Here is a 15,325-nt window from a genome sequence, read left to right on the forward strand (position 1 = left end):
TTGTTTTTATTATACTTTGATTGTTTTGTATGTGTCAAGTTTTATTATACAGGATTATAGTTTGCATTCACAGTAAGTGTACCGCTGCCGTTTATAGTAAGGTCGGCTTTGGAGAAAATAGCTCCGTCCGTGTTGCTGTCATCTTCTCCTAAAGAGTAGCTTGCACTGTCCGTCAAAACGTTCTCTGTGCCGTCCTCCAGCACGATATAAACTTTTTTAGCTTTGCTCACAAGCAGGGGAGTGTTGTCAGCACAAGTTATGTCGACTCCATTGAAAATAAGCTTTATTTCAGCCGTCTTGTCCGCTGAAACGATTATCCTGCCATTGGTCGCTGTGCCTGAAAGAATGTAAGTGCCTGCCTGCGAAATGGTTACAGTTTCCCCCTCGGCGGTCGCACCCTCACCGTCTATAGCCGCACTGCCATCAGCAAATGTAATCCCTACTGAGCTTTCCTCGTCATATCCAACGTCAGTGTCCTCTGCCGCAATGCTTGCGTCAATGTCAGACTTTGCCGCCTGAGAAACACTGCTTGTGGTCTGTGAAGAATTTGCACTCTCTGAACAGCCTGAAAAAGCAGTTACCGTGATAAAAAACGCCGCCGTGATAGCCGCAAGCTTCTTTGTGTCCGAAATTTTCATGAAAATAACCTCCTGCATTGTAAAAAAGGTTGAAAAAAGCCGCACAAGACCGCTTTAGCCTTGTGCGGTTTTGCTTATGGATACTTTTGTTATTTTGTCAGAATGATTGTTCCTCAATGTCTGCTGCCACTGCACACATTATCTCAAGGTTGCCATTTCTGCATCTAAGTTCGTCAATAAGCTTCTTTTCGTTTGCATCACCCTTTAGCTCTATGCGGTATTTCAGCTTGAAAAGGCTTCCCATATTTGTGGTCTTTACCGAAACAAGTTCACATTCTGAAAGATACTTTTCAAATATATCGTCAAATACCTCAGTGTAATCAAGGCTTTCAGGGATAGTGATACTAAGATCCTTGTGACCCGACTTCTTTTTGCCAATAGGCAGAAGCGTGTAAATAATGTTCAGCAGGCTCACGCACACAGAAAGCATAAGAGCCAACGCAAGGTGGTTCGTGCCCGTCGCAAGACCGACAGCCATTGAAAGGAAGATAGCACAAATGTCCATTGCACTTCCCGGTACAGAACGGAATCTTACCAAGCTGAATGCACCCATAACAGCCACGCCAGTACCGATGTTTCCGTTTACAAGCATTATCACTACCTGTACTATCACAGGCAGCAAAGCAAGCGTCATCATAAAGCTCTTTGTCTTTTTCTGCTTGAAGTTGAATGCAAACGCTATTATAAGACCAAGCACCAACGAAGCCGCAGTGCAGAAAACAAATTCGTTTGTAGTTATCGCCGCCACGGTCGTTTCAGTGGTGGTCACAGTAGTAGCCGCAAGAGTAGTTGAATTAAGCACAGCTTATCACCTTACCTTTATGTATTTTTTCAGAAAATTCATTAAGATACGCAGTTCCGTATTTTGAGAATGACGCAGGATATATCTCCAGTTCATCAAGTATAGCCGATAACCAAAGAGGCATAGCGTTCGGTATCTTTATTTCCATTACCCTCACGCCAGCAGGCAGAAGCTCTTTTCCCCAAATGCCCTTGTCAAGCTCTTTTTGCTCCTCACGGTAAAGAATGTGCGTGTCAAAGGTCAGCCTGAGGGAAGGGTCTTCTGCACCGCAGTAAGCAAGTCTGTCATAGCTAAGATACATTGCAGGAGCAATGCCCTTATAGAATTTGAGAAAATATTTCAGCTCGTTCTCTATCTGCGGATTATCATGAGGTACATCTTTGCCTGCAAAGAAATCACGGGTCTGTGCAAGGGTCATTTCAATACGCCTCTTGTAGACCACACCCTTGTATTTCTTTTTAAGCTCCACAAAAACCATGTCTTCATCATTAGGTACGCCGTAGCTCCTCACTCTCAGCTTTTCCTTGTAAACAGGCTTTTCAATGGAGTTTCTCACAAGCTGATGACTTGGTGTGTCATAATATATGTTGCAGATAGTACTTTTGTAATATCTGTCTTTGACAAAATGCCCATCGAGCTTTTTTATAAGCTTTTCATAAGTCGGTTCATCAACGATATATTTTTTCTCTATCCGTCTGAACACTTCCTGATTGCCATTCATATCCACGCCTCTTTTCGTGATTTTTTCGTATGCTTCGTGTAAACTTTCCTTTGATTAAAAGTATATATGAATAACTTTAAATATAGCTAAACCTTATATGTATTTTGTGTGAATGTTTATGAATATTGCAAAATACCATATATTTGTATACAAAAAACGGGTGAACTTCTGTCCACCCGTGGAAATTATTTTGCACTATATTATTCCGCAATAGCCTTGTGGAAGATCTTCTTACCCTTTTTGATAACAACAGGCTCAGAGAGATCAACAAGACCCTTAGGGTCAGTGAATTTCTCGCCATTCACTGCAATACCGTTCTGAGTAACAAGACGTCTTGCCTCGCCATTTGAAGGGCAAAGACCGCACTTAACGAGAAGCGTAAGAATACCTATCTTGCCGTCAGTAAGATCAGCCGCCGCAATAGTCGTGCTAGGCATATCGTCACTGTTTCCACCGCCTGCAAAAATAGCCTTTGCCGCAGCGTCAGCCTTGTCAGCCTCTTCTTTGCCGTGAACAAGCTTTGTCAGCTCGTAAGCCAAAAGCTCCTTAGCCTTGTTGTATTCAGCACCCTCCATGTGTTTCTCCATTTCCTCTATCTCCTCGATAGGAACGAATGTGAGCATCTTCAGGCACTTGATAACATCAGCGTCGCCAACGTTTCTCCAGTACTGATAGAACTCGTATGGAGAAGTTTTTTCAGGGTCGAGCCATACAGCGCCCTTTTCTGTCTTGCCCATTTTCTTGCCCTCGGAGTTGAGCAGGAGAGTGATAGTCATTGCATAAGCGTCCTTGCCAAGCTTCTTTCTGATAAGCTCAGTGCCGCCCAGCATATTAGCCCACTGATCGTCACCGCCGAACTGCATATTACAGCCGTAATCCTGGAAAAGTCTGTAGAAATCGTATGACTGCATTATCATGTAGTTGAACTCAAGGAAAGTAAGACCTCTTTCCATTCTCTGCTTGTAGCACTCGAATGTAAGCATCTTGTTTACAGAGAAGCAAGCGCCAACGTCACGAAGCACGTCGATGTAGTTAAGGTCCATGAGCCAGTCAGCGTTGTTTACCACAAGAGCCTTGCCGTCAGAGAAATCAATGAAACGGCTCATCTGCTTTTTAAAGCAAGCAACGTTGTGCTCGATAGTTTCCTTTGTGAGCATCTTTCTCATGTCAGACTTGCCCGAAGGGTCGCCTATCATGCCTGTTCCGCCGCCCAGCAGAGCGATAGGCTTGTTGCCTGCCATTTGCAAACGTTTCATAAGGCAAAGTGCCATAAAGTGACCAACGTGTAGAGAATCAGCAGTTGGGTCAAAACCAATGTAGAAAGTAGCCTTACCAGCGTTGATAAGCTCCTTTATTTCCTCCTCGTCAGTGAGCTGAGCGAGAAGACCTCTTCTTTTCAGTTCTTCAAATACTGTCATTTTTCATACCTCCGTATTATTTTTTTGCGGTACATAAATAAAAAATCCCCTGACAGAAAATCTGTCAGAGGACGAATTATCGTGGTACCACCTCAGTTTATCGGGAAACTCCCGACCTTACAGGCTCAGCAGAAAGCGAAGCCATAGCACTGTAACGTGTGCAAACCGTTTCGCCTTACGCAAAAGCTTTCTCAGCGAACAGCTCAGGAATGTATTCACACTTTGTAGAAATGCTTTCTCGCACCGACCGAAAGCTCTCTGAAATTTCGCAAAAGGCTACTTATTTCCGTCATAGCATTTAAACCTATTGATATGACTATAGCACACTTTCACCCTTTTGTCAACCCCATTTTTGTTAAGGCTATTTCAACTTCCGTGTTGATGTTAACAAACATTTCACAATCAACAAGATTTTAATTCAACAGACAATCCCTCTTGAAATTACATATAAATAATGCTATACTAAGTTTATTACAAAATTAGACAGAGGTGATCAAGTGCTCGCTGTTTGTATGACGCTGATCGACGATGATGATAAATCAGAGTTCAGAAAAATATACGACTCTCTTGAAAGAAAATTGTTCGTATTCTCAATGTCAAAGTTACATAATAATGCCTTGGCGGAGGAAGCTGTTTCTGAAACTTTTTTGGCGTTAGCAGAAAATTTCAAAAAAATTCATAGTTTAGAACCAGCCGAAATAGTCGCTTATACAGTTATTATTAATAGAAACGTGTGTATCGATATTCTTGAAAAAGAAAATAAACACAGTATCAATGTCCAGATAGATGATAAAATTAAAGAGATATCTGAAGACTATGACCACATTGAAAAGCTTATTGTTGCTGATATGGTCGAAAAGTTGCCTGATATTTACCGTGACGTTATTATGATGAAATATTTCTATGGCTTTAAGGTCAAGGAAATATCAAAGCAACTACACCTATCTGTTGGCGGAGTAAAATCAAGACTTGAAAAAGCCCGAAAAATACTCAGAAAGGATATAAACGACGATGAGTGATACACGATCAGAATTAAAAAAGCTTGTACCTTTGTATTGCGACGAACTAAATAGCCTAGATCTGTCATTGTACGAAAATTATGAGTTTTCTAAGGACTATCTGAACAAAAAAGAAAAGCTCATAAAGAACCAAAGCCGCATCTATTATCCGCTTATCAAAACCACAGGACGAAGGATCGCTTCTGCCATAATTGCGGCAGCTATTATGGGTACAACGACTGTTGCCGCCTATGCACCTGCAAGAAATGCAGTAAGGAATTTCTTCCTGCGAATTTTCAATGATCACACCGTTGTATCTGTTCAACATGATAGCAAAGATATAGGCGATCACAAAAGCAAGATAGAAAAGCAATATAGTATTACTGTTCCAGAAGGCTTTGTTTTAGATGAAAGCGAAAGTGTTTCAACAAGCAGCAATATTGGTTTGCGATATTATTCAGAAAACAAATCTGAAAGTATATATTTCGACCAATATACAGCGGATTCTTATTCTTCATATTATGATAATGAACGTGGTCATTTCAAAACTTCATCAGATAAATTCGGAAATGAGTTTATGATATACACAAATGATGATTTCATTAATATTTTGTGGGATAATGGCGAATATATATTTAGTTTAAGTGGTGAAATATCTGAATCAGAAATAATGGATATCTACTATTCTGTAGAATAAGAATTAATAGTGCATGGTGTGATTCTGTACACTATTTTTATGCAATAATAATAAAAACAAGTACGTGCAATTGTGAAAACATACAAACTTATGTATTTCAATCAGCCATTTTCACTGCTTTTTCAGTTTATATAATTGAAAGCTGCTGAGTCCAATGAAGATATAAATATTTATTATGCACAATTATCCGTTGTAATAATTGTGTGATATGATAAAGTTAAATTACTCTGCAACAAAACTTAAAGAAAATTACACTTACATTGAGAAAGGACGTTTAATATGAAAAAGATCGTTAAGAGGATCGCAGCTATGGGTGCTGCTGTTATGATGATGAGTTCTATGGCTATTGGGGCTAGTGCGTATGAAGCCATAAAATACGGCAGAGCAGTTGGTGGTTCTGGCTCAAATGCTTATATTTCATGTTTTGTAACAGGAATAAGAACAAATTTAACTGTAGCTGGTCAAGCTTGGACTAGGACATCAAGTAACAATAACAATGTTTACAATCCAAATTGTAAATACAGCGGTTATGTTTATGCAAGTGCCTCTGTTGGTGGTACTGGTTGTGGATCATCTCACTCTGACACAGGTAAAATTGAGCATTCGTTTGGGTTAAAAGGTTGTACATCTTCAAAGTTAGTAAAAACTGTACATATTTATAATGATAAGGTACATGGCAATTACAGCACAACGCTTTCCGTTGATAGTCAATAATAGAACTTGAGTGTGAATTATGAAAACTAAAATTATTATCGCAACAGCTGCAGTTATAATTGCCGCAGTTGCAGTTACACTTTTCATTTCTCTTGGCACAAAATCCGATAAGGCGGTTTCTTCTGAAAAGGGTCAACAAGAACTTTCTGCTTCTCCCACAAACCTTTTGTGTCCTGAAGCTTCTTCTACTGCATTTGCAAACAATTTTGTGTATTACAAAACCTATGACGGCATTGCAGAATATGATATCGAATCCGACAGCCTTGCAATGATAAAGGTCAAGCTTCAAGAGTATTCAAACTTGTCCTGCTATACCATATATGACGGCGTTATATACGCTGTAAGGTCAGTGTATAATTCTGCTACGCAAAAAGAAGATTACAGCATTGTCACAGTGGATTACAACAGCGGCGATGTTACAGAAGTGTATTCCGCACCCAAAGGCAGTGTAATAGGCTGTATGTCTATGGACAAAGACGGAGATATCTATTTTGTTGAGGGCAAATACACAAAGGGTGAGACCGACGATAACGGATTCAGCACAGGCTATTCGCTATATAAATACGCTCTCAAAAACTCTGACAAAAGCGAGATAACAAAAGCCAATACCTATTACATAAGCGACGGCAAGCTTTATTTTACAAGGCTTTGTCCAAAAACGGATACAGTCCGCCTATTTATAGCTCCACTTTCAGACCCTCAGAACGTCAAGGATACAGGCATTGATGTTGGCTCTCAGATAAGCGAAAATACGCCGTATATGTATTATCCGGCCGACGGAGATGTGTATTACTCTAATGGCAAAAACAAGCTGTATAGGTATAATGAGGATAATGAAAAAAGTGACACAGTTTGCACTTTTAAAGACAAATCTTTTGTAAGATATTTTCAGTATTTCAATAACACTATGATAGTGCTTGTTCGTGAGCCAAATGATAATGGCAAAATGTATCAGTATGTGCTTTATTATCTTGATAACAATAATAAACCGCAGAAGATAATTGATGATGCTAAGCTCAATGAAAAGTATTTTTACGGCTATGAGTATATCGACTATATGACGATATTCAATAACTGTGAGGATTATTTCCTTCTTTCGACCTATAATCCCGACGCTGATACAGCCGCTTATCTTGTGGATAAAGATTTTAAACTGCACAAGTTTATTTCAAACGGCGAATGGGATTATGATACATATGCGGAGATACAGGCAGGAATGTAGGAACTTGATATTTGAGGTGTGACGATATGAAACTTCTCAGATTTATGATAAGAAAAGATATGGCGAAGTCAGCTTTGATAAGCTTATTGCTGGCTTTGCTTTCCTGTGCCTTTTTGATATCTGTACTAAGACCCTCTTATGCTTATGGCGAAAAATACATGACCTATCTTAAAAGCGGCTCGGAAACTGTAAGCCAAGACGCTCAAAAGCTTGCTGATGAGCAAAACGCTCTTAACAACGAGATAAACGACTATCAAAATAACCACAACACGGGCGGTGTAAAACAGGCTGAATTGCCTGTGGAGCTTGAGGAAAAGATAATAGATTTTTCTCAGAAAAATTCTCAAGCTGGTGTGGGTCTTGACAGTATGTTTTCTCTTATTGAGGGGCAGCTTTACGCTCAGCAAAACTCTTTGAAGCTCATATCCGAGCGTGTGAGAGGTTACAGCCGAAATGCAAGGCGTGGCGTTACTGATGAGTATTCTTTAAAGCTGTCAAACAAACTTATAGAAGACTATGATTCCGTTATAACAGCGCTTGAAAAATCTGATAAGATCATTGACACCAGAGCCGCTGACGGCTTTGAAAACTATATGTCATCTGAAATTTTGATACCATTCGGTGTTTATCTGCTCCTTTTCAGCATATTTTCATCAGAGATACAAAGCAGCAGGATAAAAAGCTTTGGAATAACCAAAACGGGCGTGAGGAAATTCTCACTTTTCAAGCTTTGTACCGGCTTTGTTGCTGTAATAATTCTTGTTTTGATAATTTACACTGTGGATATTATAACTCTTTTTATTTACGATACAAACGGCTTTAAACTTGATATGCCATTGCAATATCTGAGCGGTTTTGAACTAAGTTCGGCGAATATGAGCTTTGGCGGATATCTAGTTGCAGTATTTGCCGCAAAACTTGTTTATGCGCTTTTCACCGCAAGTATTGTTATGTTTCTTTCAATGCTTTGCAGAAAGACCATACTTGCAGGAGCTGTCTGTCTTGTGCCAATATTTGTACCATTATATCTGAAAACCACAAGCTTTTCCAACCCTGCCGTTGACATTTTAACAGGCAATTACACCAATATGCTCAATGACACAGGTTATATGAATTTCTGGGGAATACCTGCACGAGAATACGTTGTTTATTTTGCTATCATATTCATCATGACCGCATTTTTTGTCGCAGGGACATATCTCCTTGCTGAAAGGCAGGTGGGATAATGAAAAGTATGTATAGTTATCAGACTTCACGGCTTTTAAAGAAATTTTGGATGCTTTTTGTCATAGTGATAATTTTTTCAGCTTCCGCAAAATTCACAGTGTATCGGAGCTTTGATTCTTCAAATAATCTTACCTATATGAACAAAGAAACGGCGGAGATATACAATGAACTTATAGAAAATTCCGCAGATAAGACCCTTGAACAGTGTGACGAATACATAACGGAATATGAGATGAGAAGTTACGCAAGCGGTTATAATAATAACATTACAGCCGCCGTGAACAAATATAAAACAGAGCTTCGCAGTTGTTTTATGGTCGAAAGCATCAGAAGCTATGCTCGCACAGGCAGGGGTCTTACAGACGCTAATATACCTACCGACCTTGTGAAAAACAGCCGACTTTACGCTGCATTTCCAACTCCACAGGTGATAAATGACGAGCCGTTTTTGAAATTTCTCGAATTGCGGGCGGTAGATATTATGCCGATATTTGTGCTGTTGCTTGTGGGTGTTTTTGTTGCAGATAGTTATGAAAAGAGAATGGATCGGCAGATAAAGATATCAAAAAATTCGGCGGCGTTTTTCAAGTCACGGGAGATAATTTTATCAGTGGCGATATTTATAATGTTCACACTGAGCTTTTTTGCAGACCTTATTATAAGCGGAACATTACATCAGAGCAAGTACAGCACCTCATCTTTACAAAGCGTGTGGCAATTTGACCTTGCGCCTTTAATGCTAACTGTTAGAGGCACAATAATATGGCTATATGTCACAAGGCTTATGTCGCTTTTTATAACCTACGGCATTTTCGTGCTTGTGGCAAAGCAAGTGTGCTCGGTGAAAAAATATGTTATGCTGACCTCTGGGCTGATAGCGGTCATGTCCGCCGCCGCACATTATGTGGGAGCACTTTCGCCTTATATGTTTGCGGCTGTCACAAGCGTAAATGGAAGGTTGCAAAGCCTTGACTATATTAGAACTTTTGATTGTTCGGAAGCGGTAGCTGTATTAATATACCTTGCGACGATTTTGGGCGGGCTATCGGCTTGGAGATACAGCGGATATTATGAAGGAAATTCTAAGGAGCGTTGCTGATATGAGTGTTTTAAGAGTAGAAAACTTATCCAAAAGATACGGCAAAAAGCAAGCGCTAAAGGGTATAACCTGCGAATTTCGCACGGGAATAAACGCTTTGCTTGGACCGAATGGCGCAGGCAAGACCACCATAATGAACTGCATATCGGGCGTGATAAAAAAGTCGGGCGGCAGCGTGACCCTTGACGGGCAGGACGTTTTTGAAATGGGCGAGAAATATCGTGAAAAGCTGAGCTTTCAGTTTCAATATCAGCCATTTTATCCAAGCTACACCGCCCATGAATTTCTCAGATTTTCGGCTCTGTTAAAAGGAATGCCTGAGCCGCTTATTGAGGACGAGATAAGACGTGTGCTGGGGCTTGTGAATCTGTCTGAAAATCTTGATGACAAGATAAAGTCATTTTCTGGCGGAATGAAACAGCGCCTTGCCATTGCACAGACTATCCTTAACTCCCCCGAGATACTGATTTTTGACGAGCCCTCCGCAGGTCTTGACCCATTTGAGCGTGAGCAGTTCAAGCGGATAATGGTGCGACTTAAAAAGGACAGCATTATAATAATCTCAACACACATCGTTTCCGACATCGACACTATAACAGACGATCTTATCATCTTGAATAAAGGCTCAGTTATTGCAAATGACAGCCCCGATGTGCTTTTTGAGCACATAAGGGGTATGGTTTGGGATATTCCGAAAGCGGACATTGGTCTGCTGCCTATCGAGAACATTTATTATGAGGATACAAAGTCGAAGACTATCTCAAAGACAAAGCCCACCCCTAACGCTGTTATGAGCGAGCCGACTATGAATGATCTTTATTTCTGCGGACAGCTTGACGGGGGAGTGTTTGAGTGAGGAGATAATTCAGATAATGATGTCAACTCTGAACGAGTGTTGCATTTTAAATTCAGCAATTAGGCTTTGTCCTCTGCGAAAAAATTTGTAATGAAAGGATATAATATGCTAATAAACCACAACCAAAATATGCTTTGTCTTGATGAATTTGATATACTTGAACTGCGTGAAAATGCAGATGAGTGTGATTATCTTTTTGTTGTTTCGCCTAAAATTGAAACAAAGATATGCACTAAATAATGAACATTATACAGCTCTTAAGATAAGAGGCCACAAACATTTGTGTAAAGACTGTGGAAGTATTTTTGTTGACAGATTCAATACGCTAGATCTTTGCTCAAAAATGACAAACAGACTTAGATGTAAGATCCAGCAATTATCATTAACAAAACCATTTAAGCATATTGCAAGAGCCGGGAAAGGTTATTCATTTGAAATTCTAAGAGGAAAGGTTCTTTATGGTCAAGCCTATAAAACCAAAGCCATTTTTTCGTATAATAAATTTTCGCCGACAATACACTATGCAACTGGTCCTTCGACCCGCTCGTCATTAAATATGATTCAAAATCTTATGGATTCGCACAAACAGATATCAGGAGCCGATATTGATAGGTTAAAATTAGGACTATTCTAAATAGAATAAGCTGCCACAGATTTTTCTGTAGCAGCTTATTCTTGTTTATGCTATTCCTTCTTGCGAAGATATCCGTCATCATCATATTTCTTAGCTATATGCTGTGCAGCTTGCCAATCGTCCCATTTGTCTACAGCCTTATTCCAAAGTTTATCTATTTGCTTTAGCGGAACGTATTCCAAATTGCCATATATTATTTCCATTTCTCTTTTGGTATAATGTTGCGACCTGACTATATACCAAAAATCATCAAGATCGATCAAGTTTTACACCCTATTTTTTATTTAATTCTATACTATATTATATCATATTTTCTAAAAAAGTTTACATTTATCAACACGGAAGTGGAAATAGCCTTTGTTAGGAAGTGAGGAGTGAGGAGTGAGGAATGAGGAATGAAGGTATCGCCTGCGGCGATGATTATTGTAGGGGACGACGCCTTCGGCGTCCCGCTCGGAGGTGCGAGGCTTGAATTTTCACAAACTATGCCGGCGTATAAAGACGGGCGACCTTTTTGCCACTGCATTATCCCCCACTTTTTTAAAGAATTAACTTATTCGTCTACAAATGTACAAAAACATATGATATAATAAAATTTATATGATTTTATTTAGTTGGGAGATAGAAAAATGCTGAAGCTTTTTAGGTATCTGAAAAACTATAAAAAAGAAAGCATAATCGGTCCGCTGTTTAAGCTTATCGAAGCCTGCTTCGAGCTTGCAGTGCCACTCGTTATGGCTAATATCATTGACGTGGGTATAAAAAATGCTGATAAACCCTATATCTATAAAATGGGCGGTGTGCTTGTTCTACTTGCCTTCTGTGGTCTGGCTTGTTCACTGACCGCACAGTATTTTGCCGCAAAAGCGTCACTGGGCTTTGGAACAGCCCTCCGACGTGACCTTTTCAAGCATATCAATTCACTGTCCTATGCGGAAATAGACAGCGTTGGAAGCCATACCCTCGTCACAAGAATGACAGCGGATATCAATACCGCTCAGCAGGGCGTGAATATCCTCCTTCGTCTGTTTCTTCGTTCACCTTTTATCGTTTTAGGCTCAATCATAATGGCATTCTCTATCTCAGTGAAGCTTACCCTTATTTTCCTGATAATCGCACCTTGCCTTGCCTATGTTATCTATCTTATAATGCACATCACTATCCCGCAGTATAAGAATATCCAGAAAAAGCTTGATAAAACTAACCTTATGACAAGCGAAACTCTCACAGGCGCAAGAGTTATCAGAGCATTTTCCCGTCAGAAAGACGAGGAGAAAGAGTTTGCTGATAATACCGAGGAGCTTAGACGTCAGCAGATAATTGCAGGAAGAATTTCCGCCCTTATGAACCCTGCCACCTATGTTATCGTAAACTTCGCTATCATCGCTATCATTTGGTTCGGCGGCAAAACGGTTTATACAGGCTTTATCTCACAGGGCGAAGTGATAGCCCTTGTAAACTATATGAACCAGATACTTTTGGCACTCCTTGCTATGGCGATACTCGTTACAAATATCACCAAAATGCAGGCTTCCGCTATCAGAATAAATGACGTTTTCGCTGTGGAGCCAAGTGTATCCGATAAGGATAATAAGCCTGTCGCAACTGACGGTAATGCCCCATGCGTAGAGTTTAGGAACTGTTTCTTCTCGTACGCATCAGCCGAAGCCGACTCCCTTTCGGATATAAGCTTCAAAGCCATGAAAGGCGAAACTGTCGGCATAATCGGCGGTACAGGTTCAGGCAAGACCTCTCTTATAAACCTTATACCAAGATTTTATGACGTCCGTCAGGGTGAAGTCCTCGTTGACGGCGTTGACGTAAAAGAGTACCCATTCTCACAGCTCAGAGGTATGATAGGCGTTGTTCCTCAGAAAGCCGTCCTCTTTAAGGGTACTATAAGACACAATATGCAGTGGCGTGATAAAAACGCCACGGACAAGGATATCTGGAACGCTCTTGATATCGCTCAGGCGAAAGATTTTGTTGAGAAAAAGCCTGATAAGCTTGACGAAATGATCTTGCAGGAGGGCAAAAACCTCTCAGGCGGTCAGCGTCAAAGACTTACCATTGCAAGAGCATTGGTTGGTGATCCTGAGATACTCATTCTTGACGACTCAGCCTCCGCCCTTGACCTTGCCACAGATGCAAGACTAAGAAAAGCTATCCACGAAAAAACAAGCGGCATGACCGTTTTCATAGTTTCACAGAGGATCTCATCTATAAAAAGCGCCGATAAGATAATCGTCCTTGACGATGGCAAAATAGCAGGTATCGGCACTCATTCAGAGCTTTATAACGGCTGCGAGGTATATAAAGAAATATGCCTTTCACAGCTTTCAGAAAAGGAGGCGCAGGCAAATGGCTAAGCAAAGCACAAAAAACAAGCTTGATACCTCAGCTCTCAGACCGCTTCTCAAATACGCAAAACCGCATATGTGGCTGTTCATACTGTCCATGGTCTTTGCGGTCATAACCGTTGCCACCACACTTTATGCACCTATACTCGTGGGAAATGCCGTTGACCTTATCGTAGAAATGGGCTTTGTTGATTTTGACGGCATCATTAATATAATAATAAAGCTTGGCGTAACAGTCGCCGTAACAGGCATTGCCCAGTGGCTCATGTCACTTTGTACAAATAAGATAACCTATTGCGTGGTAAGAGATATACGAAATGACGCCTTTGCAAAACTGCAAAAGCTACCCCTTTCTTATATCGACTCCCACCCTCACGGTGATATAATCAGCCGTATAATTTCCGACTTGGAGCAGGTGTCAGACGGACTACTCATGGGCTTTTCACAGCTCTTTACAGGCGTATGTACAATTTTTGGTACACTTGGCTTCATGCTCTCCATAAACGTGAAAATAACCCTTATCGTGGTTATCCTAACTCCGCTTTCCCTATTTGTCGCAAGATTTATCGCCAAGAACACATTCAAGCTTTTCCACCAGCAATCAGTTGCAAGAGGCGACATGACCAGCCTTGTTGAGGAAATGACAGGCAATCAGAAGGTAGTAACAGCATTCGGCTATCAGGAAGAAGCTGAGGAGCAGTTTGAAGAAGTAAACCTCAAGCTTCAAAAGGTGGGACTTAACGCCACATTCTTCTCCTCACTCACCAACCCATGCACACGTTTTGTAAACAACCTCGTCTACATGGCTGTCGGTATCGTTGGAGCACTCTCTGTAATAAAAGGCGTGGGCTTCACAGTTGGTAACCTTAGCTGTTTCCTCACCTATGCAAATCAGTATACAAAGCCTTTCAATGAAATATCAGGCGTTATCACCGAGCTTCAAAGTGCATTCGCTTCTGCAAAGCGTGTCTTTGAGGTCATAGACGAAACAGAGGAGATATCTGACAGCCCTAACGCTACTGTTCTTACCTCCGTTGACGGCACATTAGACGTTGACAACGTGTCCTTCAGCTATGTGCCTGATGTGAAGCTTATCGAAAATTTTAACCTCCATGTAAAGAGCGGTCAGCGTACAGCTATCGTAGGACCAACAGGCTGCGGCAAGACCACCATGATAAACCTCCTTATGAGGTTCTATGACACCGACAGCGGCGAGATACGCATAAGCGGCGAGCCTATAAAGGATTGTACCCGTGATTCCATGAGAAGTATGTACGGCATGGTCTTGCAGGAAACGTGGCTGAAAACGGGCACCATAAGAGAGAACCTCTGCTACGGCAAGCCTGACGCCACCGAGGAAGAAATGATAGCCGCCGCCAAGTCAGCCCATTGTCACGGCTTTATAAAGCGTCTGCCAAAGGGCTATGATACCGTTATTTCAGACAGCTACAGCACTATCTCCGCAGGACAGAAACAGCTTCTCTGTATCGCACGAGTAATGCTCTCCCTGCCGCCAATGCTCATTCTGGACGAAGCTACATCGTCTATAGATACCCGTACGGAGATATTGGTACAGCGTGCCTTTGAGAAAATGATGCAGGGCAGAACGAGCTTTATAATCGCCCATAGACTTTCTACTATCAAGAACGCAGATACTATCATAGTAATGGATTCGGGACACATAGTAGAGCAGGGAAGTCATGATGAGCTTATGGCAAAGAACGGCTTCTATGCCGATCTCTATAACTCACAGTTTGCTGTGACCTGATCCCAGCGTTTGTTTATAAAAACCTGATGTAGGGGCGGCCTTTGGTCGCCCTTTTGTATTTTGCCCTATTTTTTTATCCCGTCCGTTTTTTTGATTTCTCCATTACCCCACCCTTATTTTTATCATAAAAATTATTGACTTTTATCTTAAAATTGTTGTATAATGTTATAT

At 40.9% G+C, this 15,325-nt stretch carries 15 protein-coding genes and 1 other annotated feature; of the genes, 10 read left to right on the forward strand and 5 right to left on the reverse strand.

All coding sequences use genetic code 11. The features are described 5' to 3' along the window. Positions 1 to 44: 44 nt before the first annotated feature. From DW938_RS00005 to tyrS, 4 genes are all read right to left on the reverse strand, one after another. The gene (locus DW938_RS00005; RefSeq protein ID WP_181984330.1) at positions 45 to 638 is read right to left on the reverse strand and encodes a carbohydrate-binding domain-containing protein; all 594 of its coding nucleotides are present in this window, start codon (positions 636 to 638) and stop codon (positions 45 to 47) included. A gap of 97 nt (positions 639 to 735) precedes the next feature. Further along, positions 736 to 1,440 carry a DUF4956 domain-containing protein gene (locus DW938_RS00010; protein ID WP_242992317.1) on the reverse strand — a complete coding sequence of 235 codons (705 nt, stop codon included), beginning with the start codon at positions 1,438 to 1,440 and terminating at the stop codon, positions 736 to 738. Then, entirely contained in the window at positions 1,433 to 2,161 is a 729-nt protein-coding gene (locus DW938_RS00015) for a polyphosphate polymerase domain-containing protein (protein ID WP_118123513.1), read from the reverse strand. Before DW938_RS00015 ends, DW938_RS00010 begins: the two co-directional genes overlap by 8 nt. 200 nt (positions 2,162 to 2,361) lie before the next feature. After that, a complete protein-coding gene (gene tyrS, locus DW938_RS00020; protein ID WP_117878221.1) occupies positions 2,362 to 3,579 on the reverse strand; it encodes a tyrosine--tRNA ligase in 1,218 nt (405 codons plus the stop codon). 64 nt (positions 3,580 to 3,643) lie between these two features. Continuing rightward, positions 3,644 to 3,881: a binding site (T-box leader), on the reverse strand. 195 nt (positions 3,882 to 4,076) lie between these two features. Between tyrS and DW938_RS00025 the strand changes: the two genes are divergently transcribed. The 8 genes from DW938_RS00025 (at position 4,077) to DW938_RS15230 (ending at position 10,632) form a co-directional block, all read left to right on the forward strand. Further along, the gene (locus DW938_RS00025; RefSeq protein ID WP_118123514.1) at positions 4,077 to 4,598 is read left to right on the forward strand and encodes an RNA polymerase sigma factor; all 522 of its coding nucleotides are present in this window, start codon (positions 4,077 to 4,079) and stop codon (positions 4,596 to 4,598) included. Then, positions 4,591 to 5,274, forward strand: coding sequence for a DUF4367 domain-containing protein (locus DW938_RS00030; protein ID WP_118123515.1), 684 nt, complete (start codon positions 4,591 to 4,593; stop codon positions 5,272 to 5,274). The genes DW938_RS00025 and DW938_RS00030 overlap by 8 nt, the downstream gene beginning before the upstream one ends. A gap of 279 nt (positions 5,275 to 5,553) precedes the next feature. After that, a complete protein-coding gene (locus DW938_RS00035) occupies positions 5,554 to 5,988 on the forward strand; it encodes a hypothetical protein (RefSeq protein ID WP_118123516.1) in 435 nt (144 codons plus the stop codon). A gap of 19 nt (positions 5,989 to 6,007) precedes the next feature. After that, positions 6,008 to 7,210, forward strand: a complete 1,203-nt coding sequence (locus DW938_RS00040) for a hypothetical protein (RefSeq protein ID WP_118123517.1) — start codon at positions 6,008 to 6,010, stop codon at positions 7,208 to 7,210. Positions 7,211 to 7,236: 26 nt separating this feature from the next. Further along, positions 7,237 to 8,436 (forward strand): hypothetical protein, encoded by a 1,200-nt coding sequence (locus DW938_RS00045; RefSeq protein ID WP_118123518.1) that lies wholly within the window; start codon positions 7,237 to 7,239, stop codon positions 8,434 to 8,436. Next, positions 8,436 to 9,536 carry a hypothetical protein gene (locus DW938_RS00050; protein ID WP_118123519.1) on the forward strand — a complete coding sequence of 367 codons (1,101 nt, stop codon included), beginning with the start codon at positions 8,436 to 8,438 and terminating at the stop codon, positions 9,534 to 9,536. The genes DW938_RS00045 and DW938_RS00050 overlap by 1 nt, the downstream gene beginning before the upstream one ends. Position 9,537: 1 nt before the next feature. Then, positions 9,538 to 10,392: an ATP-binding cassette domain-containing protein gene (locus DW938_RS00055; RefSeq protein WP_181984331.1), complete on the forward strand. Its 855-nt coding sequence runs from the start codon at positions 9,538 to 9,540 to the stop codon at positions 10,390 to 10,392. Between the two features lie 105 nt (positions 10,393 to 10,497). Next, on the forward strand, positions 10,498 to 10,632 hold the full coding sequence (locus tag DW938_RS15230; RefSeq protein ID WP_022287684.1) for a hypothetical protein: 135 nt from the start codon (positions 10,498 to 10,500) through the stop codon (positions 10,630 to 10,632). Between the two features lie 444 nt (positions 10,633 to 11,076). Here the strand turns inward: DW938_RS15230 and DW938_RS14700 are convergent, their stop codons facing one another. Further along, complete coding sequence (locus tag DW938_RS14700) at positions 11,077 to 11,229, reverse strand: hypothetical protein (RefSeq protein WP_181982465.1); 153 nt, start codon at positions 11,227 to 11,229, stop codon at positions 11,077 to 11,079. A 426-nt stretch (positions 11,230 to 11,655) separates the two neighbouring features. Here DW938_RS14700 and DW938_RS00075 point away from each other — a divergent pair, with 426 nt between their 5' ends. Then, entirely contained in the window at positions 11,656 to 13,395 is a 1,740-nt protein-coding gene (locus DW938_RS00075; RefSeq protein ID WP_118123523.1) for an ABC transporter ATP-binding protein, read from the forward strand. After that, a complete protein-coding gene (locus DW938_RS00080; protein WP_118123524.1) occupies positions 13,388 to 15,154 on the forward strand; it encodes an ABC transporter ATP-binding protein in 1,767 nt (588 codons plus the stop codon). The genes DW938_RS00075 and DW938_RS00080 overlap by 8 nt, the downstream gene beginning before the upstream one ends. Positions 15,155 to 15,325 lie beyond the last annotated feature (171 nt).

Source organism: Ruminococcus sp. AM43-6 (assembly GCF_003461785.1).
Taxonomy (GTDB): domain Bacteria; phylum Bacillota; class Clostridia; order Oscillospirales; family Ruminococcaceae; genus Hominimerdicola; species Hominimerdicola aceti.